We start from the raw sequence: 24,448 nt of genomic DNA on the forward strand, positions 1-24,448 counted from the left end.
TTGCACGAAATCATCCATGAAATTTTCAAAGTGGCTTAAGTAAATATGCTCCCGGCTAAACCCTTAAATGACTCGAAACGTTACCTTTTCTCAACGTAAATTTTGCATCGCGGCTTAAAACTCGCCCGCCACCCCGGCGCGCACGGCGGTGGAATTGCCGCCTGCATAAGTGACCCCGGCGGTGATCGCGACATCGCCTTCAAACCGGTGCATCAGGCCAAGCGATACGCCCACTTCGCCGCGATAGGTTGCGACATTGCTGGCATAGCTGGTTTTGCCGGCTTCACTGGGGAAATGCGGGGCGGCTTGCGCTGCGATGGCCGCGATGCCGCGCTTGGCATCATCATCCACCGTTTGCGCCAGATCAAATGCGCCATCAATCCGGGTTTCCAAACCGCCCACGCGCGCTTCCAAAGCGCCAAATTGCGCCTCGTTCACTTGGGCAAGGGCGTTCATCGACACGCGCACATTGGCAACAGAGGCAGCGGTCGCGGCCTGCTGGCGGCCCAGAACGCCGTTTTCATCAATGGTAACCACATCGACGGGGCCTTGCTGTGCATCGGTGGAGGCGGCGATATCGCCGATCCGCACCGATGAACCGCTACCGCCCAAAGCGACCTGATCGTCAGCGGTCGTCGCTGCGCCTGCGCCAATCGCGGTGGAGCGGGCGTTGAACGCTTCGGCTTCAAAGCCGACCGCCGTGCTGAACCCTCCGCGCGCATCGGCCCCTTCGCCAACGGCTGTTGCGCGGTTTCTGGCATTGGTGCCAAATCCAACCGCGGTGGCGCGGCTGCCTGTGGCGCGGCTGTCTTGCCCCACAGCCGTCGCCCGGCCAGCGGTTGCGCCTGCCGTGTTACCCACAGCAGTTGCGCTGGCGGCGGTGGCAAAGGCATTGCGGCCCAATGCGGCGCTGGATGTGCCAGAGGCCTGCGTGCCCGTGCCGACAGCCGAGGCGTTTTCGCCCGTGCCCGCTGCCCCGCTGCCAAGCGCGAGCGATTGGGCTGCGCCAGCATTGGCCCCTGCACCAAAGGCGGCGGCGCCAGCGCCTGCTGCCGACGTGTTCGCACCAACGGCAAGCGCGTCTGCATCACTGGCATTCGCATTGACGCCCAATGCCACAGACTGTGTGCCCGTGGCGGAAGCCGGTGTTGAGCTTGTTCCCGGTTGAATTGCCAAAAGGCGCTGCCGCCAGATGATACATTGGCAATAGCGTTGTTGAGTTGTCCCAGATTGACCGCATCGGTGTTTGCAGTGCCATCAGCGACATTGACCAGCCGCCGCTCTGATCCCTGGCGCCCGAATGATACGGTGTCCTCTTCCAGCGCGGCGGAATCCTGGCCGATTGCAACTGCGCCCTCTGCGCTCACAAACGCCGCCTGACCAATCGCGGTGGCGCGTGCGACATTGGTGAAAGCCGATTGTCCAATGGAGACCGAATCCTGCGCTGCAGCGGATTCGTTGCCGATTGCGACAGCGCGCTCGCCAAAGGTATTTGCGAACGCCCCGATTGCCACCGCGCTATCATTGCGGCCCACAGATGCGCGCGTGCCGATTGCGATGCTCAATTGCGCATCGGCATCCGCTCCTGATCCCAGCGCAATGGAATCCTCGCCCACAAAGCCTGCCGGTCCCTGTGTCCCTGTGGCAGCGAGAAATCGTGATGCGCCAGCGACTGTTTCAAGCGCGGTGTTAAGCTGCGCGACATTGACGGCATCGGTGTCTTCGAACCCTTCGGCGACGTGGATGATGCGGCGTTCAGAGCCGGCAATCCCGATTGAGACGACATTGTCCTGATCCGCGAGTGATCCGTATCCAAGCGCGACTGAATTGTCCGCACGGATAACCTGAGCCTCTGATCCAAGCGCCAAAGCGCCAAAACCTTCCGCGATTGTGCCTGCATTGCCGGAGTCGTCGCTGTCTGCGCCGATAGCGACCGAGAATTGCCCTTCCGCGCGTGCTTCGGGGCCAATGGCAATGGCCTCATCACCCAAAGCTTGAGGGCTGACACCGTCTGAATTGACGTCCAGGAAACCCCCGCTTGCGCCGCCGCCGCCCACGGCTGCTTCAAGCTGGGAAAGCGTCACTGCGTCATTGGCATTCACGCCTTCTGCGACATTGGTGATCCGGCGGAAATCGCCCGATGCGCCGACAGAGACGGTGTTGGCCTCGGTCGCTTCTGATCCGAACCCGATGGCGACCGCGCGCGGGGCGGATGCCACGGCCTGCGCGCCCACAGCGGTTGCAGTTTCGCGGCTGGCATTGGCGCCGGAACCCAGCGCGAGGCTGTTTTCGCCATTGGCATTTGCTCCGCCAAAAGCGGCTGCGCCAAAGCCTGTTGCATTGGTGATCGCGCCAACAGCTGTGGTCATATCGCCATTGGCACCGGACATCGCGCCGATGGTCGTGGCTTCTGACCCATCGGCAAAGGAAAGCTCTCCGATAGCGATAGAGCCGAACCCGGTTGCGGTCGGCTCTGATCCTTCGCTAAAATTGATGACCGCGCCTCCAAATCCGCTCATTGTGCCAAGTGCCGCATTGAGTTGCCGCACATTCACCGCATCGGTGTCGAAAACGCCATCATTGACGTTGGCTATGATGCGCTCTTCACCGTCAGATCCCACTGCAAAAACGTTGTCTCGGCTGGTGTTCGACCGAGCCCCTATGACGACAGAATTAGACCCGTTGTTTTCAGCGTCCACGCCAATCGCGATGCTGCCATCTGTCGCGACAAATGCACCCAGCTCGTCACCGTTTCCGTCGCTGCCAATGGCGATTGCATTGTTGCTAAAGACCCGCGATCCGGTGCCAATCACGATGGAGTCCACACCAAAAGCCTGCACAGGAACCGCGCCCGGTCCCCTTGTAGGACTGCCAATCACAATGGATCCTTGGCCATTGGCTTGCGCAAACGAACCAAGAGCAATGCCATCTCTCGCTGCGACCGAACTGCGCCCTAGTGCCAGCGCATCGGCGTCTGCAATCGCTCCAAAACCAAGCGCAACCGCGTTGATCGCCGCTGTGCTGTCCGATCCCAATGCAACCGCGCGCGTGCCGGTTGTGCTTGATCCGACCCCGCAGGCGAGCGAGGTGTTGATATTGGCCGAATCCGCCCCGCCATCATTGTCTGATCCTTCATCGACAACCCCGTCATCGTCGCGGTCGAGCAGGCAATCTTCGGCCTGTGCGCTGTGCGGTGTGAGCGCGAGGCCCAAGCTTCCGGCGATCATGGCGGTGGTGACAAGCAGCTTCGTCTTCATGGCAATTCCCCTTAAACCTTGCAGTTTTCCAAGAGGAACAGAGCCAAGCGCGATCCTGATCAGCGCTGTGCCAAAGTAATTATAACCCCGCTCCCCTGATGCGATCAGTATTGGGCGAAACTTGCCCGATGGCAACAGAAAACAGAAGCAATTTAGATGCTTACTGTTCTGTTCGGAGATATGGGTTAGCGCCCAACAATTCTTAGAACCCAAATGCCACCCCCACGCGCCCGCCTGTGCTGTCGGGCGCGCTGGAGCCTGCAAGGCCGGCGGAGATATAGACCCTGTCTGCAAGGCGGGCCGATACGGAGCCGGCAAAGCCCTGTTCGCCCCTGTAGGTGGAGGCATTGAGGCTGAAGCTGACCGCGCTGTCCGGCACAATCATCTGACCGCCCAATGCCATGGCCGCTGCGATCCCGCCGGACAGTCGCTGGTCCATGTCCTCCAGCTGAAATTCCAATCCTGCCACCCGGTCACCGATTGCACGAACGCTGGTTTCCAGCGCGCTGAACTGAGCATCTGATACTTGCGCGAGAGCATCCATCGACACCTGCACATTGGCAACCGAAGCGGCGGATGCGGCCTGCTGGCGGCCAAGAGTGCCGTTCTGGTCAATCGTGACGACATCCACCGGACCCTGCTGTGCAGCTGTTGAAGCAGCAATATCGCCGATCCGCACGCTGGAGCCATCCCCGCCCAGCGCCACTTGATCATTGCGGCTCGTTTCTGCGCCTGCACCGATGGCAGTGGAGCGGGTGTTCGCAGCTTCAGCCTCAAATCCGATAGCGGTGCTGGCAAAACCGCTTGCGCGCGAATTTTCGCCCACTGAAGTTGCGCGTTCCCCGGCCTGCGCGCCGAACCCGACAGCCGTTGCGCGATTGCCTGCCGCGCGGCTGTCCTGTCCCACGGCGGTGGCGCGGCCTGCACTTGCGCCTGCGGTGTTGCCAACTGCCGTTGCGCTGGCCGCCGTGGCGAAAGCGTTGCGGCCCAGCGCCGCGCTTGACAATCCGCTCGCCTGGGTTCCGGTGCCAAGGGCAGAAGCGTCTTCGCCCATTGCTCTTGCGCCTGTACCAAAAGCCGCAGCGCCATCGGCGTTTGCGCGGGTTTGGTGCCCAATGGCGATGGAGCGAGTTGCCTCTGCGCGCGATTGCGAACCCAGCGCGATGGCTTCTACCCCTGTCGCCTGTGCCTGCGCGCCCAAAGCGGTGGCGAATATTGCGCTGGCCAGACTGTCTGCGCCAAGGGCGGTGGAATCCGCCCCCAGCGCCAGCGCGCCTGTATCGCCTGCATCATTGCCATCACCGCCAATCGCAACCGCGCCAACGCCGCTGGCCTGTGTGTTCCAGCCCAGAGCCACTGCGCCATGAGCGGTCGCAAAAGATGCTCTGCCAATGGCAATCGCCCCTTCGCGGCTGGCGGTTGCATTGCCGCCCACTGCCACGGCGAACGCGCCGCTGGCATCGGCCTGTTGGCCCAGCGCGCTGGAGCTTACACCCGTTGCATCCGCCAGCCTGCCAACCGCGATGGAACGGTCCCCTTCAGCATTGGCCGAACTGCCAAACGCGCTCGAAAAAGCGCCCGTTGCCTGCGCATTGATGCCGCATGCGGTGGACGTTTCATCGTCGTTGGAATTGGCCGCGCCATCATTGTCGGTCGGTCCCAGATCAACCGCGCCATCATTGTCGCGGTCAAGCAAGCAATCATCCGCGCGCGCCGCCTGCGGCCAAGTGACCGCCGCCATATTTAAAAGCAAAACGCCCAATGCCGCATAAAGTTTTAGTGTCATACCATGCCCCTTAATTGGGCCGTTCGCCCAAATATTCCCCGCAATAGATCTATACCAATAGACCTTTATTAGCAGGGGTTAGGCACAAGAGGGCAGCAGCGATAGCGCCATTATAGAGCAGGTTTTTCGCGCACAGATGGCGCAGCCCGGTTCCCGCAGCTTGGCAAGGCGAAAAATAATGTCCAATCACCTGTAACCTTTTGCCGCTGGGTGCGAACCTGCTGCGAATGCGATACCTTTGGGGGCTACACACATGGAATTCACACTTTCGCGCAACACGCGCATCACCGCCATTCTGCTGCTGATCGCGGCAGTGACGCAGGCGGTTTACACCGTGCTTTACATCAACGAAGTCGATGTGCCCCGGCAATTGCTGTGGGGCGCAGAAGGCGTGCTCTTTACGCTGATGACAGCCTTTGCCGGCGCGGCCATGGCGCAAACTGGGCGCGTGCATCTGGGCTTTGCCGCAATCGCCTTTGCAAGCGTCCTTAACGTGGTGCAGGTGGGTGTCGGGCTGACGTTGTTCGGCCCATTTTTCGAAGCGGCAGGCGAAGTGGAAGCGCTCGCGCCTGTTGCAGGCGCTATCGTGGCATTCTCGTTCATGGTCTACAATGCGGCAAAGGTTTTGCTGGCCATGGCGCTGATGGCCTTTGGCTTTGCGACATTGAGCGCGGGCGGCAAAGCGCTTGGCGGGCTTAGCGTGGTCGTTGGCCTGTTTGCCGCTGTCACCAATGCCGCATCCATGGCTGCGGGCCGCGATGTGTTTGGCGAATTGCCGCTGGCAGGGGGATCAGGCGTGTTGGCGACCGTGCTGCTGGCCGTGTGCCTGATGACGCTGCGAACAGACGAGGGCTGATCCGTCCGCCGCAAGACCGGCACATTCTTGCTCGTTTAATCCCCTCTCTCAATTTGTCGCATTCTTCCAAGGCGATTGGCTGCCCAGGCTTTATTGTCCTTGGCATTGCTCAGCCCGCGTTAGACGGCTGGGCCGAGATTTACCGAGACAAAGCCAGGTCAGGGGGCTTACGATTATGAATTTTGCAATCAGGGATACCGTTACCTTTATTGTTCGCGTGGCGGCAGGGGCATGCTGCGCTGCTGGCTTTGCGATGGCTTTGACAGCGCCTGCGATAAGCTGACCCCCGCCACAAACACAGCGCCCACGGACTGCGCTGCGAACACGGCATCAAACACAACATCAAACACTGGACGCGCACGGTTAAAGCGCCTAGCTTTAATCCATCCCCGGGGAGCGCTGCTTTGCGCTGAGAGGTGGGTGTAGCGCCCCATGACCCGTTGAACCTGAACCTGTTAACACAGGCGGAGGGAGCGGGCTGTCCTGAGCGTGTTGAAGGAGCGGCTGTGCGATCTCTCCGTCTTTAGGAGAGCGTAAATGGCCGATATCAATTCACCTGTAGAAATTGGCGTAACCACTGGGCCCATTCGTGGCAGCCGCAAGGTTCATATCGGCGCGCGCACGGGCAGCGGTATTCAGGTCGCCATGCGCGAGATTGATCTGGAAGCGGGCGAAGAGCCGGTGCGGGTCTATGACACATCCGGCCCCTACACCGATGAAAATGTCAGCATTGATATCAATGCAGGGCTTGCCGGCCTTCGCTCTGACTGGATCAGCGCGCGCGGCGATGTTGAGCAATATGACGGGCGCGAGGTGAAGCCTGAAGATAACGGGCAATTGGGGCCAGACCGTTCTGGTGGGGTTCCGCAGTTTCCCAATGTGGTGAAACGCCCGCTTCGCGCCAAAGCAGGGCAGAACGTCACTCAGATGCACTATGCCCGCAAAGGCATCATCACGCCCGAAATGGAATATGTCGCAGAGCGTGAGAACTTGGGCCGCGAACTGGCGGCTGATTTCGTGCGCGATGGCGAAAGCTGGGGCGCGGAAATTCCCGATGTCATCACGCCCGAATTTGTCCGCTCAGAAGTGGCGCGCGGCAGAGCCATCATCCCCAACAATATCAACCACCCCGAAACAGAGCCGATGGCGATCGGGCGCAATTTCCTCGTCAAGATCAACGCCAATATCGGGAACAGCGCGGTTGCCTCTGACGTGGCGAGTGAGGTTGACAAGATGGTCTGGGCCACGCGCTGGGGCGCGGATACGATCATGGACCTGTCCACCGGCCGCAACATTCACGACACGCGCGAATGGATCATCCGCAATTCCGCTGTCCCCGTTGGCACTGTGCCGATTTACCAAGCGCTTGAGAAAGTCGGCGGGGTCGCAGAAGACCTCACCTGGGACATTTTCCGCGACACGCTTATCGAACAAGCCGAACAGGGCGTCGATTATTTCACCATTCACGCAGGCGTGCGTCTGCCGTTTGTGCCGATGGCGGCGAAGCGCGTCACTGGCATTGTCTCTCGCGGCGGCAGCATCATGGCGAAATGGTGCCTTGCCCATCACAAGGAAAGCTTCCTCTACGAACATTTCGACGACATCTCAGAGATCTGCGCCGCATATGACATCGCCTATTCACTCGGCGATGGCCTGCGCCCGGGCTCCATCGCGGACGCCAATGACGAAGCGCAATTTGCCGAGCTTTACACTCTGGGCGAGCTGACCAAGCGCGCTTGGGAACGCGATGTTCAGGTCATGATCGAAGGGCCGGGCCATGTCCCCATGCACAAGATCAAAGAGAATATGGACAAGCAGCTCGAAGCCTGCGGCGAAGCGCCGTTCTACACGCTTGGCCCCCTCGTAACCGATATCGCGCCCGGTTACGATCACATCACCAGCGGCATTGGCGCTGCACAAATCGGTTGGTACGGCACCGCAATGCTCTGCTACGTGACGCCCAAAGAGCACCTCGGCCTGCCTGACCGTGACGATGTAAAAGTGGGCGTGGTGACCTACAAACTCGCCGCCCACGCAGCAGACTTGGCGAAAGGCCACCCGGCCGCCAAAGTGCGCGATGATGCGCTGTCAAAAGCGCGCTTTGAATTCCGCTGGAGAGACCAGTTCAACCTCTCCCTCGACCCCGAAACCGCCGAAGAATTCCACGACCAAACCCTGCCAGCCGAAGGCGCGAAAACGGCGCATTTCTGCTCCATGTGCGGGCCGAAATTCTGCTCAATGAAGATTTCTCAGGAAGTGCGCGAATTCGCCGCCAAGCAGAATGCGGGCGCGGACAGCTTCCTTGCAGCGACTGCGCCGGTTGAAGGCGCGGAAGCGGGAATGGAGGAGATGAGCCGGGTGTATAAGGAGAAGGGGGAGCGGCTGTATTTGCCAGAGGAGGAGTAAGCCATGACCGCGACAAAAGCACAAGATCATCAATACCGCGTGCCTTTTGTGGAGCGCACTGAGATGCAATATCTCGCTTTAGAGCGCGGCTATGCCAAAGCGCTTATGCCGCTTGGACCCAATGCCAATCACGTTGATGTGATGTATATGGGCGCCTTCACCGTACTGGCCGAAGCGACCGCAGCCAATCCGGGTATCTCTGTTGTGGATGCAGAGAAGCACTTTCCCATCGTAAAAGACATTGCGGTCGACTTTCACCGCATGGCTGCCAGCGATGTGACCGCCGAATACCGACTTAGCGAAGAGCAAATCGCAGGATTACTGGCAGACCTGGAACGCAAAGGCAGCGCTGGGTATTTGGCCGAAGTACCGATGCTGGATAGCAAGGGCACGCTGGTTGCGACAGGGAAGGTCACGATAAAGCTGCTGTCGCATTCCTGGGACGGGTGAGGGCGCGGAAGCGGGGATGGAGGAGATGAGCCGGGTGCATAAGGAGAAGGGGCAGCGGCTGTATTTGCCTGAGGAGGAGTAAATTGTGGGGTTTCCCACGCTTCAGACTCATAAATGCACAATTCATCGCGCTATGCTAACGCCTTATCTTGCCATGGAACCTAACTTCGTGGTTCACAGCGCCCGCCAGAAGGAGTGTTGAATGTCTGTTGATCAAATTGATCCAGATGCAATTTTGGAATGCGTATTAGAGCTACGGTACAATCCATCCGGGATGCCGGAGATTGCGCTGGGTGAAATGTTGTCCGCGGTTTCGAGCCTCGGACTAAGAATTGAGCGACTTCCTGAAGCGGATATCCCGATTTCAGCTCGAGAGAATGACCCGAACCTTTGGCATCAAGCGTTGTATCAAGCTGAAAGCGCCGAGCATTTTCTACGGATCGGCTACGGTGTGATAGCAATCCACCGCGTCGCTCCATATCCAGGGTGGACAACGTTTCTGAATTCTAGCCTGAACTCGCTGCAGAAAATCTTTCCTAGAGACGGTTATAATTCTCTTGATAAATGCAGTTTGAGGTACATAAATGCTTTGACCTCAAATGGCCATGCTGTTTCCAGCATAAATGATATGAACATAGAAGTCAGTGTCGGTAGCCAAAAACTTCGCGATCTGACAATTTCATTCGCTTCTGATGATGACAGATCTTTGGAGTCGCATATCCGTATTGCCTCCGCGAAACATGTGATTGGAAAATTGCCGGATGAGACTACTTTTGCTGTCGACATTACTGTGCTGAAGAGAGACGGTTTTGAGAATTGGAGTCTTGATCAACTAAGATCATGGTTGGCGGCAGCGCGTGATGAAAAGAATAAGCGATTCTTTGCTTTACTGCCTGACCATATCGTTGCGGAGTTGGAGGTTAAGCAGTGACGCAAGCTCTGACCCTTTCATATGAAATTGATACCCTTACTGCACCGACACGTGAGGTTTTGACGAAGCGGAACCCCACCCGGGCCGGCAAAGACCGTTTCCTATCAGACGAGTTATTCGTCGATGTAGCGATTTCACTGATTGGACCGAAAATCTATCGAATGGATGCCGAGGAGCATCAAGTTCTGAGTCAAGCGCTCCTGAAATCGGTGGAGATCAGAAAAACGCTCACTCGCGGATAGTCGTGCGGATTGAAGATGCAGATGAACGGTTGCGTGGCGCGCATTCTGATTTCTCGCGCTTCTTTGGACCTACGGAGGGCCTTGACTGGGGAGTAGGCCTGATCGCGTCTAATCTTGCTTTCCCGATTTATAACATCGCGGAGCAGGAATTTTCCGTGGCGGTCGGAGTGGCTTATGTTGTCTCGCACGAATGCGATATCGATCCACGAAATGATCGGCCTTTCAACGATACTGCTTTAATCTGTCCAATAATTCCGTTCGAGACGGCCCTAAATGATCTTAACAATTCAAGGACCCCCGAACAAGTTCGCAACTTCGTCGACGCTTTGGGAAAGAATGTTGTCGACCGTGTAGCATACATCCCTACAATCGCAGATGCCCTTCCGTGGGGTGGATTGTTGTACTTAAACGCGATGGCTCACACGAATATTCGTGAGTTGGAGAGAGACGGAGTATCAAAGCTAGCAGCAGTATCGGAGTTCGGTCTGAGATATATTGATACGGCTCTGCACAATTCTCTTCTAAAACGGCCAAAAGGCCAGCCATTACCGCTACGCCAAATGGCGATAGCCCGCCCCGATGATACGCAACCACCAAAAAAATGGTATGAAAAACTATTCAGTTTACTGCGCGGTTAGGAGCAGGCGGGTAAAGGCTAACCCCGCCCCATAGCCACCATCACCCGGTCCAAGCTTTGCAAGAACCGCGACCTGTCCGCCTTGGAAAAAGGCGGCGGGCCTCCGCCTATTCCGTCCATTCCCGCCCGCAGGTCTTCCATAATTGCGCGGGTCGCAAGCGCTGCGCCTATGCTCGCGGGGGTGAAAGCATCGCCATTATGCTTGAGCACGCGCGCGCCCGCTTTCAGGCAGCGATCCGCTAGCGGGATGTCGCCGGTGATGACGACGCTGCGCGCATCCGCATTATCGGCAATCCAATCATCAGCCGCGTCAAAGCCATCACCGACCACCACCCGTTTAACCCGCGGGTTATCGGGGATACGGAACGGGGAATTGCTGACAACGCGCACTTCGGCTTTGTACCGGTCAGCGACGCGGTAGATCTCGTCTTTGACGGGGCAGGCATCGGCGTCGATCAGGATGGTTACAGGCGATAAAGCGCCATCAAAGTCAGGCATGACGCCCCCTTAGCGCGCCCGGTCAATCTTTCCTACATTGCAAAATTGTGGCTTATGCTCGTCGATGAGCAACTCCAAATCAGCGCCCACGCGCATCTCCGCCCATTCCTCTTCACTGGCATCCGACACCGCGCGCACGGTTACCTCTATTCGCCGCGATGGATGGACATTGGCAAAGCAAGCCGAATTTCTGCGCACGCTTTCGGCGTGTCACAGCGTAACCGAGGCCGCCCGCAGTGTCGGGATGAGCCGCCAATCGGCCTACAGGCTGCGCGCCCGGATGAAGGGCGAGCCATTTGATATGGCATGGACGGCAGCGTTTCGATGCCAGTTCGATGCGCTTGCCGAATTGGCGATGGACCGGGCCATGAATGGGGTGGAGGTGCCGCATCTCTATAAAGGCGAGCTGGTCCACACATCGCGCAAATTTGATGAACGGCTGACGGTCGCTTTGTTGGCGATGCGCGGTGCGTTTCGCCCGGCCAATATTGCGATGCGGACGCTTGATACCGATTACTCCGATGCCGAGTTTGGGCAATTGGTCGATCGTTTGGAAAGCGGCCCTGAAACATGGGCCGAAGAAAGCCGAATGGATGGAGAGGCGGACGAAATTGAGGCGGTTAAATATCTGGAAAACAGGAATAACTCTAAGAAAGATCGGCCTGACAACGCGAAATAAAGGCGTTTTCATGTTGGATAAGTGTCACCTTTGATTTTTGCTCAAGAAAGCGCGGATTTCCGTGGTTTTTCCCGCGAAAAGGGTGGGTGACACGGTGTCACCTTTGTCAACTTCGCCAATGGGTCAAAACGGCGGTGATTGGGACCTGAAATGGGGTCGATTGTGCTTGCCCCTTTGCGCATGGCTTCCCACATTGGATGGTACAAAAAAGCATCAAAGGAGAGCCTTGCTATGACAATGCAGTTTCAGTTTAACTCCGACAGTTCGGTAATGGGCACAGAAAATGTGGCAGAGCGGATCGAGGCGATGATGCGTGACAAAATGGCGCGGTTCGAAGATCGGCTCACTCGGCTAGAAGTGCACGTTACCGATGAGAACGGGCGCAAAGGCGGCGCAGATGACAAAACCTGCATGATCGAGGCGCGCCCGCGCGGCGGCAAACCAATCGGCGTCACCGAACATGCAAGCGATGTCGACACAGCAGCCCGGCGCGCGGCCAATACGATGGCGCAGCGGCTGGAACGCGTGCTGGGTAAAGAGGAAAAGCACAAGCACGACCCGCGCCCTGACAAGGTGCTCTGATCGTGCCGGCGTAAGTCTGCGTTCAAGGTGGTGACAGAAGCGTTTTCCTACTCCACCTCAAACTGTTACTCGGCTGCGTGTCTATTCGACAATCGTGATCTCAACCCGGCGCGCTTCGGCATTGGATAGCTCTTCGCTGGTGGTGTCATCGGGTTTGACAAGTTCAGTGCGCGCTTCATCAATGCCAAGCGCAACCAGCTGCGCCTGCACGTTTTCAGCGCGCTGTTTGGACAATTCAGCGTTCAGTTCGGCATTCCCGGTGGGATCGTTAAAGCCCGATATGGCGAGCGTCGCATCCGGGTTCGCGTCAAGGTAGCCGCGAAGGCCAGCGGAGACGGTTTCGAAATCGGGCGTGACATCGGTGGCGCCGCTGTCGAAATAGACGCTCAGCATGGGGCGGCCATCGCGTTCGCTTGCAGTGATGCCAGCGCCTTCGGGCACGGTTTGCGGTTCGGGTGCGGCCTCGGGAGCCGGTGCGGGTTCAGGTGAGGCGGCGGCTGGCGCGCTCACGGCTGCTTCGGGATCTTCGGCGAGGATGGTGGAATTGGCCCAGACCGAAACCAGAGCTGCCACCGCGATGGCACCGATTGCGATCAGGGCGACGAGGCACCCGGTCTGGAACATGGTGTCTTCTTCTGCGTCCTTGCGGCGGCGGCCAGAAGCAGCGGTTTGGGTTGGATCAGCCATGGTCAATTCCCCTCATGTCTTGCGCGAACGATCCGCGTTAGGCGAGGGGCGCTGTGCCGCTTTGCCGTGACAGACTCGAACACTGAAGAGAGGTTTAAGCAAAAATCATGCAGAATGACAAGAATGCACTACACAATGCGTGTCATGCAATTTTGACGCTTGGTTGATTGAGCAAATGGTCTGGCGAAATTGCCTCGGTTGTAAAACTGTGTTTCCGCGAATGCCCGGTTAACCCAATGGCGGTAAGCCGGACAGGTCATGACAATTTCCGATCACGCCTCTTTTGCCGCGCATTCGGCATCGGCTGACACCGCGATGAAGCTGTTTCCGGCGGTGTACGATGCCGCGCAGGAGGAGATGGCGGCGGCCTACCCCGCCAATTGGTGTCAGTTTGGTCACCATCTATCGGGCCATCCTTTGCTGGGTTCGGCGGCGATTGCGCAATTGGCGACGCGCCTGCCGGCGCATCATGTGGCGATACGCGGAGGCAAAGCGGGTTTGAGTGTGGCTGAACTGCTTGCCCAGATGGAGCGCGGGACCGCTTCGGTTGAGCTGCGCGACATTGACCGTGATCCGCGATACGACCTGCTGATGCGCGATGTCTTGGGCGAGTTAAAGCCGGTGATCGCAAAGGTAACCGGAGCCATGCGCGAACCTGCCGCTTCGCTGGTTATCGCAGCGCCGCATACCTCCACCCCCTTGCGGTTTGATCCAGCCTTTACGATCCATTTTCAGCTGTCAGGATCGCGCAGTGTGACAAGCTTTCCTGATGCAGAACAATCGGTTATTGCCCCGGTCGAGTTTGAACGCGCGCTGTGTGAGGATGCGGCAAGTTGCAGCGCAGCTCGCACTCTAGAATGGAATGATAGCCTGGCTCCGCTGGCACACCGGCGCGATCCAGCGCCGAGTGAGGCGCTGTATGCCCCGGCCTTTGCTCCGCATATGGTGCGCGTGCATGAGGAAATGTCAGTTTCGCTCGCGCTTTCGTGGAATTCGCGGTGGAGCATCCAGTTTGCTGAGGCGTGCCGGTTCAATGCAAGACTGCGCGCGCGCGGGGCGAGCCCTGATGCGGCCCGGCCTTTCCCGGGGCGAAATTGGGTGCGCAGCTATGCCTGGCGGGTTTGGCAGCAATGGGACTGGGCCAAAGAACGCTTGCGGCGAGAGCGCGCGGCGTGGGCTTAGGCTGCGGGTTTTGGATTGGCCTTTGCTGCAGGCGCGCCGCGATGCGCGTCTTTCTAAACGAGCTTGCGCCCGAACACCGGTTTAGACCTTCGCTGGTGCATTCTGGACGCAGTATGATTGGCGGGGTCAGCGGGCGCGCTGATGATGGCAGGACCGGGCGCTGAGCCATTGTCGGCCTTCGGCTGAGGGGCAGGATCAAGCGGGACCAGTTCGAACAAAGCGGCGGCCTTACCACCTTCGTCCTCAAGCGATTTGACGCGGTAGCGCTGCGCTTGCCCTTCGGGTTCGAAGACCTCTCCATCGGCCCATGCTCCGGCGCCGTCCGCTTCGTTTAATCCTGCCTTAGCCGCAATAAAGGCGAGGATGCCGGAATAGCTATCGCGCCAGTCCTGTTCGGCCGGTTCAACGACAACCTCGCCGCCGATCCAGTGGACCGCGCCAAAACTGCGCACGCCGCGTGTTGCAGGCTCAGGGTCAAGCGCCTGACGTTTCGGGCCAAAGATGACCGGGTGAATATGCAGCGGGCCGGGTATGGGCTGAGCGGCGGCGGCATCAAAATCCTCGCCTGCAAACAGGCGGTTGGACTGCGCCCAATGGACCGCTGATGGGGGGTATGATCAAAGGGAATGCGGCTCATCAAGGTAAGCAGGTCAAGCCTGCGGTGAAACTGGCTGCGCTCTGATGGCGGTCTAGCTTGAGCCGTGCCTGCGCCCGGCAGATCTCCCTCATCCGCCTCTTCGTGCCATACCTCAAGCAGGATGTGGCAGGCAGCTCGCTGCACCTGCGCGGCGATATCGGGACAAAGCTGCGTTGTGGCAGGCGATTTGAGCACTTGTTTCAGCGTCTCTTTGGGCGGCGGGCCAAGGCAGAATTCGAAGCTTAACCGCAACGCCTCTTCGGCATTTTCAAGCTGCGCAAACAGATCTGGCTTATGTTCGGAAACGGCGAAAATCGTGCCCGTTTTCATCTCTTCAACCCGCGCAAAATCACGCACAAGCGCGTCGAGCGTGTCGATGCGCTGATCGAATGTCAGCATGGATTGAAGGCGAACGGGATATTGCATTGCGGCTAACAGGTTAGCTGCATGTTTTGCCAATATCCTAAAGCGTCACGGTAAGCGGGGCGTTAACGGATCGCTGCTTCCCGTGATGCCCAGCTCGTCCAAAATGCTCTCGGATTTCTTCTTTACACCGAAAAATCCAGCTTTGGCCAAAGGCCATGTCGCGCGGTTAAGGGGCTGGGTGATAATGTGCAGATCGCCGCTTTCGGCAAACGGGGCAAGATCATCGCGCAGCGCATCGCGCAACCAGCCCGCCGGCAGGGTCGGCGTGACAATCTGGGTGATGCCTGCACCGCGCATAATATCACCGAGCGCTGTATCGCTGTCCCACATCGCGGTTTTGCACCCAAACGCCTCGCCCGCTTCTGCAAGTCCGCCCGCGACTGCCTCGCTTGCAAAAATGCGCGCGGCATCGCCAATGCCCCCGGGAGAGCGCGCCTCTGGCCGGGCAGCCCCAATGACAAGGGCCGGAATGCCGGGCAGATTAAGCGGCGCGTGATGCGCGGCTTCATCATGCAGCAGCAGAGCGAACGGGCCATCAATCTGCGGCGTACCGGGAAAGGTTATCGGCTGGCGGCTGTGTTCTTCGGCTTCGGTCAGCGCCTCCGCTTCATCGCAGAGCCCATCTGCGTTCAGAGGACCGCCCGGCTGATTGGCCGTGTAACGCGCGATATTGTCGGGGCGGGCAAGGTATGTTTTGCCTTTGGTGTGCAGCCCGCCGACCCAGCGCCACGACAAAGTGTTCGACGCCGCATCGCCATCAATCAAATGCCGCAGAAAGAAGTCCGCGCCCAATTGCCAATCCAGTTTTAAGGTAAAAATCCAGATGCTCGCAAACCACATGCGCGCATGATTGTGGAGGTATCCTGTCTCCACCAGTTCGCGCGCCCAGTGATCGAATGCGGCAATGCCGGTGCGCGCCTCTACCGCCTGAGTGTAAGCGGTCTGCACCCCCGCATTGCTTTGCACGCGGGCGAAAGCCGCATCGCGCCCTTCGCAATAACTTGGCCAGATGGTGGGGCGCTGCTGAAGATACCCTTTGAAATAGACCCGCCAGAACACCTCTGCGATGAATTTCTCCGCCGGTTTTGGGCTGTGCTGGCCCAGAACCGCGTCAATCACTTCTGTCTCGCTTAATAGGCCTGCATGCAGCCAGGGCGACAATTGCGAGACATTGGCCCGCAAACCATCGGCGGCGACCGGGTCATCGTAATTGCGGGTGTTTTCATAGGCTTTGCCTGCATGGGGCAGAAACTGGGACAGGCGAGCAAGCCCGGCGGTGCGTGTTGGGGTAAAGATCATGGGGCTCAAACCCGCGGATTGCCTCGCCGGTTCCAGAGCAAAGCCCTCGGCGCCCTATCTTTTTCGGAACATCCGCGCGGCATATGGCTTCGTATGTAGTGAAGGGCACTGCGATCCCTATTCGCAGCTCGGCCCTCGTTTGATCTCCCTATTAAAAGGATAGACTTTATGAACATTTTCAAACTGACGCTCGCATCAGCCATGGCGCTTTCCATCGCGGCCTGCGCGTCTGAACCCGCCGAAGAAACCGCAGCGGATGAAACCGCCGTGACCGAAGAAGCGACCGCCGCTGGCACCATTGTTGAAGTTGCGCAAGGCGATGAAAACTTCTCCACTTTGGTCGATGCCGTTGTGGCCGCTGATCTGGTCGATACACTTTCTGGCACCGGTCCGTTCACCGTCTTTGCCCCCACCAATGACGCATTCGGTAAACTGCCCGAAGGCACGGTCGAAGGTCTGGTTGCAGACGACACAGAAACACTTGGCGCGATTCTGAAATACCATGTTGTTGAAGGCAATGTGACATCCGAAGCGCTGACTGCGGAAATCGCAGCGGCTGGCGAAGAAGGCTACACCGTCACCACCGTCGGCGGCGGCACATTCACTGCAACTGTTGTTGATGGCGGCGTCGTGCTGACCGATGCGGCAGGCAACAGCGCGGCAATCACTGCGACTGATGTCGAAGCGTCAAACGGCGTGGTGCATGTGATCGATACGGTTTTGATGCCGCAATAATTGCTGCGCAAAAAACCAGACGCATAAAAAAGGGCGGGCTCTTGAAGAAAGGGCTCGCCTTTTGCGTGGGTGATCTGTGCCCGCTATGATGCCAGCAGGAGATATACGATGCGCGGATTGTTTTTGGCAGCAATGACTCTTGGCCTGGCCGCATGCGGCGCAAGCGATGGGATAGAGCGAGACGCGCAGCCTTTTGGCGCAATTGCGACGGACGAAAAAATCACCGCGATTGGCACCGAACCGTTCTGGTCGATCGCGATCACAGGCGGCGAAGCTGTCTATTCCAGCCCCGAAATCCTTGATGGAGAAGCGTTCGATGTGGCCCGGTTTGCCGGAAACAATGGGCTGGGCTTTTCGGGCGAATTTCGCGGCGAAAAGCTTGTGCTCACGGTCACGCCGGGTGAATGCAGCGATGGGATGAGCGATGCGGTCTATCCCTTCACCGCAACCGTCGCGCTGGGCGATGAAACATTGCTGGGCTGCGCCTACACTGACCGCCAAGCGGCAGAGGGGGCAGAGGTGGCACCCTGACAAAAGTGCCACAGGACTTGGCCTGATGGGAGCGCCTATGGTTGCTCAAGCGATCGTACGAAGCGATCACCGGCGCGCATAATGAATGGAGAGGGATATCATGGCAGATCAAACAGGAGGCTGTCTGTGCGGCCAGGTGCGCTACACGCTCAGCGCTGATCCGGTGGTGTGCGTTGCGTGCCATTGCATCAATTGCCAAAAACAGGCCGGATCAGCTTTGTCAGTGATCGTGGGCGTTCCTGAAACAGCGGTCGTATGCGAAGGCGAATTGAAGACTTTCAACGATACAGGCGACAGCGGCGCGCCTGTTTACCGGCAGTTTTGCCCCGAATGCGGGTCGCCTGTTTTCACCCGGCTTGATCGCGGCGATGGCATAATGTTCATCAAAGCGGGCACTTTGGATGACACGTCGGCGCTTAATCCTGCATTCCATTGCTATACCAAAAGCAAACAAAACTGGCTGGATATTGGCGATGTACCTGCGTTCGAAACGGTGCCTGCAGGGATGTGAATAAGCTGCGGCTTTTGCTGCGAGATTCGCTTTCTACGGCAATTTTCGGAGAGACTCAAAAGCAGGTAGGCCGCGCTCTTTGGGCGTTGCGCAGCGCAAAAATTTTGGAACGCGCCTCTCGTTTTCTCGTTGCATAGGAAACGAAATACAAACTGGCGAGCGCGTGTGACCCCCTAATTTACGCCGCGTCATCGCCGGGAAAGCAGGTAACGTGAACACTGATGACGAACGCGATCGCGGGCGCCTGACTGGTCAGGCGTCGATGCGGTTCGACGACGCCCCTGATCGCTTCAAGGCTGGCGGCGCAGACAACAAATTTTCAGGCTCTTCCGGGGTTCTGTTCGAACAAGCCATGGCGCAAACGCGCATGGCGATATGTTTGTGCGATCCATACGCGAAAGATGTACCGATCGTTTTTGCCAACCGTGCATTCCGCCGGTTGACCGGATATTCCGAAGAGGAAATTCTGGGCCGCAATTGCCGGTTCTTGCAAGGACCGGAAACCGATCCTGAACCCATTGCCCGCATCCGTGATGCTATCGCGAATGAAGATGTGGTTGTGGTTGAGATGCTCAACTACCGCAAGAACGGCACCACGTTCTGGAACGCGCTGCATCTTGGCCCGATCTACAATGATGAAGGCAAGCTCGTCTATTTCTTCGGCAGCCAGTGGGATGTCTCTGATGTGCGCGCGGCGCGGGCCGAAGAACAGCATGCCAAGGATATGGCGCGCGAATTGTCGCACCGGATGAAGAACATGTTCGCGGTCATCTCAGGCATCGTCAATGTGACAGGCAGGGTGCGCGGCGTGAAGGACGAAGCGGCTGAAATCAATTCGCGCATTCAGGCGCTTGGCCGCGCGTATGAAACCACACTGGATGAAGCATCAAGCGGCAATATCGACATTGGCGAGGCCATTCAGGCCGTCCTGTCGCCATATGGCCGCGAAGATGACCGGCTGACATTCAAAGGCAGCAGCGTGCGCATGCCGTTCACTGTTATTTCGGTTGTCGGCCTGATCCTCCACGAACTGGCGGCCAATGCGACAAAACACGGCGCATGGTTGCGAGACGATGGGAAAGTCAGCGTCGATTGGTTCGTGAAAGACGAGCCGATGCTGACAATCACCTGGCGCGAACAAGGCGGCCCTCAGATCGATCCGCAAACCATCACTGCTGGCACTGGTACAGCGATTGTTGACCGTCTTCTCGCCGGTGGCCGCGGATCGATTGCCCGCCAATGGGATGAAACGGGCCTTACCGCGACAGTGAAAGTGCCCGTCAGGGATATGCCATGAGCGTCCACCACACTCTGCTATTGCTTGAGGATGAGCCGCTCATCCTGCTCGACCTGGAATATGCCGCGCAGGATCGCGATTGCGAAGTGCTGAGCGCGATGGACTGCAATTCAGCCATGGCGCATATCGCCAGCGGCACGCGCATCAGCGCGGCGGTTCTGGATGTGTCGCTGGGCGGGGGTGAGACATGCTTTACCGTCGCGCGCAAACTGAGCGAGCTGAAAGTCCCCTACATCCTGCATTCCGGCGATCTTGACCGCCACAATGAACGCATTCGCGATATTGATGCGGAATTGATCGCAAAGCCTGCTGCTGCAGACAATGTAATCGATCGCGCGATTGGTCTGGCAGACGGCAAGCATTGATCGCTGGCCTGGCGGATCAATCCTAAAACAGCCCCGGCATTTCATATTGCGCGACGCTGGGCTGTTCAGGCTGCAAAGGTTCGCGCCCGCCTACGCTCAAGACGCCCTGGCCTTGCCCGCCGCTGATCGGAGTGCAGCTGCGCCCGGCCAGAAAATCAAGCGCGGTGGAAATCGAGGCCTCGTTGGGATCGCCCAAGGCGGTGAATATGTCATCGTCTGCGCGGCAGGAATTGGGGATCTCGCTTGCGAGCCCTGTAAAATAATCGCCATTGCCATCTGCATTGACTGTCTGGAACGTCACGGCGCGCACGCGCAAATCGCAGCTATCCAGATCAAATCCAAATTGCCCCACAGGCTTGCCCGATGTGTCGCTGCCGATCAGGGCGATGCTGTCATTGGCAAGATACGGGATCATCGCATTGGTCACCAGTTCGCTGGCCGATGCCGTGCTGCCGGTTGCGATCACGGCGATTTTGGTGGGCTGGATCGCATTGGTTTCGTTCTGGAACAATTCGGTTGAGTTTTCCGATGATTTTGAGGGCCGAAGCACGGTTTCGCTGAACACTTGGCCCACACGCCCTTCGCCCAACAAATCGCCCAGCGTTTCAGCAACGCTCACCAATCCGCCGCCATTGTAGCGGAAATCGAAAATCAACTCGGTCACGCCCTGGCTGGCGAACAATTGAAATGCATCGCGCAATTGATTGGCTGCATCCGAGACGATGAATGTGCGCAGATTGAGATAGCCCACTTGCTTGCCGCCATCGTTTAGGATGAGCGCGCCATAACGGTCTGAAATGGGATCGAGCGAGAAATCGCTTTTCGCCACAGTCGTTTCAATCACCGCGCCATTGACATCGGTAAAGCGCAGCACGCGCTGTGTGCCCGCGGTGGACGGGCCAAGCGCATCGACAACCGCTTGCGGACCGCCCGATGCCATCAGGCTGGATACGGTTTGCAGATTGCTCGAACTGGTCCCGATCGCCAGCAATTCGCTGCTGCGGTCAAAGCCTGCTTGAAAGCCATTGCCGTTTTCAAACGATTCAACACCGAATACGCGGTTGTTCACTGTGTCATAGGACAGACGAATGCCAAATCCTGCGCTGGAACCTGATGCAATCAGCTCGTTTTCTTCGGCAATGGAGGTCGCAAAAGTAAAACCGACATCGCGCGATTGCGCGCGGGCAGGGGCGACGCGCGCGTTTAAAAAAGACTGCACATCGCTAAAATTGGCAGGGTTCACCGAATTGTCGAGCAGGTCGGGGAACAGATACCATTCATCGAGCACCCGGTCGGCAAAATCGATCTGTTCAGCCACCGAACACCCTGTGGATGGCGGCGGGGTCGGCGTGGGAGTAGGGCCAGGCGTGCCGACAATAGGCGCAGGGGCCGATCCGCCGCCGCCCCCGCACGCTGTCAAAACAAGCGCAAGGGTGGCTGTCAAAGCGGTGGTGCGAACAAACTTCATGGATGCGACTCCGAAAATGGGGGGCGAGCTTTTGGACTGTTTCGCTCGGCAAAGAATGGCTGTGACCATGCAACGCCGGGGGCATTTGGGCAAGTTCCCACGGGGTAATTCACAATTTGTGACGATATGAAACAGGCCGACCCGTTGATTTTCCGCGATATTTTGAAAGTTTTCCGCAGAAACCGGGGCAAATGTGCTTGCGGCGGCTCGTATCAGAGCCATTGAAGGACTAGCAATTAGGTAATGAAAGCGATTCAATCATGACCGGGTTTCCCGATTGGCTCACTCAAAAGCTGCCCGCATCCGCGCGGCACAATGGCCTTGCGATTGCCGAACTGGGCGATGCAAAGACATTCGGGCGTGGCGGTTTTGCGCTATCCAGCCCGGCATTTGAAGCGGGTGAGGAAATGGACCCCTGCTTTACCGCGAAGGAAGAAGACGCGGTCGCCCCCCGCTGGAATGGAATGCACCGCCCGCTGGCGCGCAGGAAATCGTCGTTATTGCCGAAGACGCATCAACCAGCGGTGACACTCCTCAGACGCATTGGCTGGTGTGGGGAATGAAAGGGCAAAAGGGCAAATTGCTTGAAGGCGAAGCGCCGCCGCGCGCTGGTAAGAACGCACAAGGCAATTCAGAATGGCTTCTGCCCGATCCTCCGCTGGGGGAAACGCGGCACTACGTATTCCAAATCTTCGCGACTGAGTTACCGCTGACTTTGATGCCCGGTGCAACGCGCGACGATCTCATTGCATCGATCAAAGGCTTTGTGACGGCTTGTGATGTGCTTTATGCGCCGTTCACAGGTGTTGAGGCCGCCGATGAGGGCTGGGACGACGATTTGGAATAGACGAACCTGATTACACGTGAACTTTAACCGCCTGATTATATAAGGGAGAAAACCAATGGCGAATGCACTGCAAAAGCCGGTAAAATTGTCAGAAGAACTGGAAGCCGTTGTCGGCAAAGGCCCGATGCCGCGGACCGAAGTGACATCGAAAGTCTGGGTCTATATCAAGGCTAACAACCTGCAAAAGGAATCGGACAAGCGCACAATCGTGCCTGATGCGAAGCTGGGCGCGGTGATCGGCAATGATGAAATCAACATGATGAAGATGACCGGGAAAATCTCCAAGCATCTCAGCTGATTTCGGCTTTTCAATCGAAGTCATGGCGGCGCGCGATCCATCAGGGTCCGCGCCGTCTTTTCGTTTGGGCTGACTGTCGCTATTGCTTTGCCGGCGCAGGTGTTTTGCCGGCGCAGGTTTTTTGCCAGCGCGGGCTGTGAGTTGAGCCCCGTATCCACTCAGGAGAGACCGCTATGCCCTGCCGCGCCCCGTTTTCCATCGCTCTTGGACTTGCCCTGTGTGCACCTGCTGCCGCGCAGGATGGCGTGCCATCCGGTGCGGAAATTCCGGTCGAAGATGTGACTGGCGCGCTTCCTGAACCAGAGCCTCAACCCGAACCCGAACCGCTCAGCCCGGATCAAGTGGCTGCCAATGCCGCGCTGGATGCAGCGCCGGTGTTTGATGGTCATAACGATGTGCCGATCCAGCTGCGCGCACGCTTTGACAATCAGCTTGCCGGTTTTGATTTCACGGACACGGCAGATACGGGCACAACAGGCACCGGTAGCGAAGAAGGCCGCCGGGCCATGCACACCGATTTAACGCGGCTCAAAACGGGCAAAGTGGGCGCGCAGTTCTGGTCTGTTTATGTGCCCGTGCAATTGCCCGAACCCGAAGCGGTGCAGATGACGCTGGAACAGATTGACGTGACCAAGCGGCTGATTGCCAAATACCCTGATGATCTGACCCTGGCGCTCTCCGCTGATCAGGTCGAAACCGCAATGGCAGAGGGGCGGATCGCCTCGCTTATCGGGATGGAAGGGGGCATTCCATCGGATCAAGCCTTGCCGTGCTGCGCCAGATGTATGCGCTGGGCGCGCGTTATATGACGATCACACACAATGCGAACACGCCGTGGGCCGACAGCGCAACCGATGATCCTGAACATGGCGGGCTGACCGGATTTGGCCGCGATGTCATTCGCGAAATGAACCGCATCGGCATGCTGGTTGATCTTAGCCATGTGAGCGAAGAGACGATGAACGATGCGCTCGATATTGCCACTGCGCCGGTCATTTTCAGCCATTCAGGCGCGCGCGGGGTCAATGGCCACGCGCGCAATTTGCCCGACAGTGTACTTGCCCGATTGCGCGACAATGGCGGGATTGTGATGGTGGTGGCGCTGCCCGGCTATCTGAACGAGGCAGAGCGCGAATGGTACGCTGCCCGCTCCGCTGAGGAAGCGCGGCAGAAAGCTCTGTTCGCTGGTCAGCCTGATATTGTGAGCGCTGCGATGGAGCAATGGGACGAAACCAATCCGACCCCTGAAACCATGATCAGCCACATGGCTGATCACATCGACCACATCAAATCGGTCGCCGGGGTCGAAGCCATCGGCATTGGCGCTGATTTTGACGGAATGCCGACAGGGCCTGTGGGATTTGAGGATGTGGCAGGATATCCCGCTTTGTTCGCAGAGCTTTCCCGGCGCGGCTATTCGCAGGTGGAAATGGAGCTGATTGCCAGCCGCAACGCGCTTCGCGTGATGCGTATGGCAGAACGCGCCGCTGCCAATGCGCGCAGCCAGCCGGTGATTGAAACGATAATGCCCCAACCTGAGACTGAATAAGCCTGAGAGTAATTAAGTCTGAGGCGAATTAAACCTGCTCAAGCGGCCTTAACGTAGGGTCAGCCCCACAAGGCTGGCACGATCCAGACCGCGCTCATCGCGATAATGGCAACGACAAGTCCAATGCCGAGCACATAGCGCATATGGCCCGTGGTTTGCGCCGCGCGGGCATCATCATCTTCGATATGGATGGCGTCGTCTTTTTCTTCCATGATTATCTCTCGTAATCTCTTGCTGTTTATTGTCTCTTGCCACGCCAAAGGCCGGCGCGCCAGCGGATTGTCTTTAAGCG

General features: G+C 58.1%; 24 protein-coding genes, 3 pseudogenes and 1 riboswitch. Of the genes and pseudogenes, 17 read left to right on the plus strand and 10 right to left on the minus strand.

From position 1 onward, the window contains the following. Positions 1-114 precede the first annotated feature (114 nt). The 4 genes and pseudogenes from AC0V6L_RS08535 to AC0V6L_RS08550 form a co-directional block, all read right to left on the minus strand. Positions 115-537 (minus strand): YadA C-terminal domain-containing protein, encoded by a 423-nt coding sequence (locus AC0V6L_RS08535; RefSeq protein WP_486155084.1) that lies wholly within the window; start codon positions 535-537, stop codon positions 115-117. A gap of 135 nt (positions 538-672) precedes the next feature. Then, positions 673-1,119: pseudogene (locus tag AC0V6L_RS08540) on the minus strand (hypothetical protein); the annotation flags it as partial. A 71-nt stretch (positions 1,120-1,190) separates the two neighbouring features. Continuing rightward, a pseudogene (locus tag AC0V6L_RS08545) lies at positions 1,191-3,257 on the minus strand (hypothetical protein); the annotation flags it as partial. A 202-nt stretch (positions 3,258-3,459) separates the two neighbouring features. Then, positions 3,460-5,043 (minus strand): YadA-like family protein, encoded by a 1,584-nt coding sequence (locus AC0V6L_RS08550; protein WP_486153869.1) that lies wholly within the window; start codon positions 5,041-5,043, stop codon positions 3,460-3,462. A 253-nt stretch (positions 5,044-5,296) separates the two neighbouring features. Here AC0V6L_RS08550 and AC0V6L_RS08555 point away from each other — a divergent pair, with 253 nt between their 5' ends. From AC0V6L_RS08555 to AC0V6L_RS08575, 5 genes are all read left to right on the plus strand, one after another. Then, positions 5,297-5,899 (plus strand): thiamine biosynthesis protein ThiC, encoded by a 603-nt coding sequence (locus AC0V6L_RS08555; protein ID WP_486153870.1) that lies wholly within the window; start codon positions 5,297-5,299, stop codon positions 5,897-5,899. 380 nt (positions 5,900-6,279) lie between these two features. Further along, positions 6,280-6,389, plus strand: a riboswitch (TPP riboswitch). A 47-nt stretch (positions 6,390-6,436) separates the two neighbouring features. Then, a complete protein-coding gene (thiC, locus tag AC0V6L_RS08560) occupies positions 6,437-8,305 on the plus strand; it encodes a phosphomethylpyrimidine synthase ThiC (protein ID WP_486153871.1) in 1,869 nt (622 codons plus the stop codon). A gap of 3 nt (positions 8,306-8,308) precedes the next feature. Continuing rightward, a complete protein-coding gene (locus AC0V6L_RS08565) occupies positions 8,309-8,755 on the plus strand; it encodes a PaaI family thioesterase (RefSeq protein WP_486153872.1) in 447 nt (148 codons plus the stop codon). 202 nt (positions 8,756-8,957) lie between these two features. Then, positions 8,958-9,686, plus strand: coding sequence for a TIGR04255 family protein (locus tag AC0V6L_RS08570; protein ID WP_486153873.1), 729 nt, complete (start codon positions 8,958-8,960; stop codon positions 9,684-9,686). A gap of 244 nt (positions 9,687-9,930) precedes the next feature. Continuing rightward, positions 9,931-10,566, plus strand: coding sequence for a hypothetical protein (locus AC0V6L_RS08575; protein ID WP_486153874.1), 636 nt, complete (start codon positions 9,931-9,933; stop codon positions 10,564-10,566). 17 nt (positions 10,567-10,583) lie between these two features. Here the strand turns inward: AC0V6L_RS08575 and AC0V6L_RS08580 are convergent, their stop codons facing one another. Continuing rightward, positions 10,584-11,063 (minus strand): YaiI/YqxD family protein, encoded by a 480-nt coding sequence (locus AC0V6L_RS08580; protein WP_486150064.1) that lies wholly within the window; start codon positions 11,061-11,063, stop codon positions 10,584-10,586. A 64-nt stretch (positions 11,064-11,127) separates the two neighbouring features. Between AC0V6L_RS08580 and AC0V6L_RS08585 the strand changes: the two genes are divergently transcribed. Both AC0V6L_RS08585 and AC0V6L_RS08590 read left to right on the plus strand, forming a co-directional pair. Next, positions 11,128-11,742, plus strand: a complete 615-nt coding sequence (locus AC0V6L_RS08585) for a hypothetical protein (protein ID WP_486153875.1) — start codon at positions 11,128-11,130, stop codon at positions 11,740-11,742. Between the two features lie 231 nt (positions 11,743-11,973). Next, on the plus strand, positions 11,974-12,324 hold the full coding sequence (locus AC0V6L_RS08590) for an HPF/RaiA family ribosome-associated protein (RefSeq protein ID WP_486150068.1): 351 nt from the start codon (positions 11,974-11,976) through the stop codon (positions 12,322-12,324). An 81-nt stretch (positions 12,325-12,405) separates the two neighbouring features. Here AC0V6L_RS08590 and AC0V6L_RS08595 read toward each other — a convergent pair whose 3' ends face one another. Next, positions 12,406-13,011, minus strand: a complete 606-nt coding sequence (locus tag AC0V6L_RS08595) for an OmpA family protein (protein WP_486153876.1) — start codon at positions 13,009-13,011, stop codon at positions 12,406-12,408. A 258-nt stretch (positions 13,012-13,269) separates the two neighbouring features. Between AC0V6L_RS08595 and AC0V6L_RS08600 the strand changes: the two genes are divergently transcribed. Continuing rightward, on the plus strand, positions 13,270-14,193 hold the full coding sequence (locus AC0V6L_RS08600; protein ID WP_486153877.1) for a hypothetical protein: 924 nt from the start codon (positions 13,270-13,272) through the stop codon (positions 14,191-14,193). A 53-nt stretch (positions 14,194-14,246) separates the two neighbouring features. On the opposite strand, the gene AC0V6L_RS08605 is transcribed toward AC0V6L_RS08600, so the two are convergent. Together AC0V6L_RS08605 and AC0V6L_RS08610 are read right to left on the minus strand one after the other, a co-directional pair. Beyond that, complete coding sequence (locus AC0V6L_RS08605; RefSeq protein ID WP_486153878.1) at positions 14,247-14,645, minus strand: hypothetical protein; 399 nt, start codon at positions 14,643-14,645, stop codon at positions 14,247-14,249. Positions 14,646-15,301: 656 nt separating this feature from the next. After that, positions 15,302-16,555: an FAD-binding domain-containing protein gene (locus AC0V6L_RS08610; protein WP_486153879.1), complete on the minus strand. Its 1,254-nt coding sequence runs from the start codon at positions 16,553-16,555 to the stop codon at positions 15,302-15,304. 168 nt (positions 16,556-16,723) lie between these two features. On the opposite strand from AC0V6L_RS08610, the gene AC0V6L_RS08615 reads away from it, so the two are divergent. The 5 genes from AC0V6L_RS08615 to AC0V6L_RS08635 all read left to right on the plus strand — a co-directional run bounded on the left by AC0V6L_RS08615 (position 16,724) and on the right by AC0V6L_RS08635 (position 19,994). After that, complete coding sequence (locus AC0V6L_RS08615; RefSeq protein WP_486153880.1) at positions 16,724-17,290, plus strand: fasciclin domain-containing protein; 567 nt, start codon at positions 16,724-16,726, stop codon at positions 17,288-17,290. Between the two features lie 108 nt (positions 17,291-17,398). Then, the gene (locus AC0V6L_RS08620) at positions 17,399-17,821 is read left to right on the plus strand and encodes a COG3650 family protein (RefSeq protein WP_486153881.1); all 423 of its coding nucleotides are present in this window, start codon (positions 17,399-17,401) and stop codon (positions 17,819-17,821) included. A gap of 100 nt (positions 17,822-17,921) precedes the next feature. Continuing rightward, positions 17,922-18,332, plus strand: coding sequence for a GFA family protein (locus tag AC0V6L_RS08625; protein WP_486153882.1), 411 nt, complete (start codon positions 17,922-17,924; stop codon positions 18,330-18,332). Between the two features lie 211 nt (positions 18,333-18,543). Next, positions 18,544-19,629, plus strand: coding sequence for a PAS domain-containing protein (locus AC0V6L_RS08630; RefSeq protein WP_486153883.1), 1,086 nt, complete (start codon positions 18,544-18,546; stop codon positions 19,627-19,629). After that, entirely contained in the window at positions 19,626-19,994 is a 369-nt protein-coding gene (locus AC0V6L_RS08635; protein WP_486153884.1) for a response regulator, read from the plus strand. The genes AC0V6L_RS08630 and AC0V6L_RS08635 overlap by 4 nt, the downstream gene beginning before the upstream one ends. A gap of 22 nt (positions 19,995-20,016) precedes the next feature. Here AC0V6L_RS08635 and AC0V6L_RS08640 read toward each other — a convergent pair whose 3' ends face one another. Then, positions 20,017-21,462 carry a S41 family peptidase gene (locus AC0V6L_RS08640; RefSeq protein ID WP_486153885.1) on the minus strand — a complete coding sequence of 482 codons (1,446 nt, stop codon included), beginning with the start codon at positions 21,460-21,462 and terminating at the stop codon, positions 20,017-20,019. A gap of 260 nt (positions 21,463-21,722) precedes the next feature. On the opposite strand from AC0V6L_RS08640, the gene AC0V6L_RS08645 reads away from it, so the two are divergent. The 4 genes and pseudogenes from AC0V6L_RS08645 (at position 21,723) to AC0V6L_RS08660 (ending at position 24,156) form a co-directional block, all read left to right on the plus strand. After that, positions 21,723-22,025 (plus strand): hypothetical protein, encoded by a 303-nt coding sequence (locus AC0V6L_RS08645; protein WP_486153886.1) that lies wholly within the window; start codon positions 21,723-21,725, stop codon positions 22,023-22,025. Further along, positions 21,962-22,309 (plus strand): YbhB/YbcL family Raf kinase inhibitor-like protein, encoded by a 348-nt coding sequence (locus AC0V6L_RS08650; RefSeq protein WP_486155085.1) that lies wholly within the window; start codon positions 21,962-21,964, stop codon positions 22,307-22,309. The genes AC0V6L_RS08645 and AC0V6L_RS08650 overlap by 64 nt, the downstream gene beginning before the upstream one ends. Before the next feature lie 55 nt (positions 22,310-22,364). Then, positions 22,365-22,607, plus strand: coding sequence for an SWIB/MDM2 domain-containing protein (locus tag AC0V6L_RS08655; RefSeq protein ID WP_486150092.1), 243 nt, complete (start codon positions 22,365-22,367; stop codon positions 22,605-22,607). 173 nt (positions 22,608-22,780) lie between these two features. Further along, positions 22,781-24,156: pseudogene (locus AC0V6L_RS08660) on the plus strand (dipeptidase). Positions 24,157-24,215: 59 nt separating this feature from the next. Here the strand turns inward: AC0V6L_RS08660 and AC0V6L_RS08665 are convergent. Further along, positions 24,216-24,368: a hypothetical protein gene (locus tag AC0V6L_RS08665; protein ID WP_486150096.1), complete on the minus strand. Its 153-nt coding sequence runs from the start codon at positions 24,366-24,368 to the stop codon at positions 24,216-24,218. Between the last annotated feature and the right edge of the window lie 80 nt (positions 24,369-24,448).

Source organism: Erythrobacter sp. JB1-15 (genome assembly GCF_057365035.1).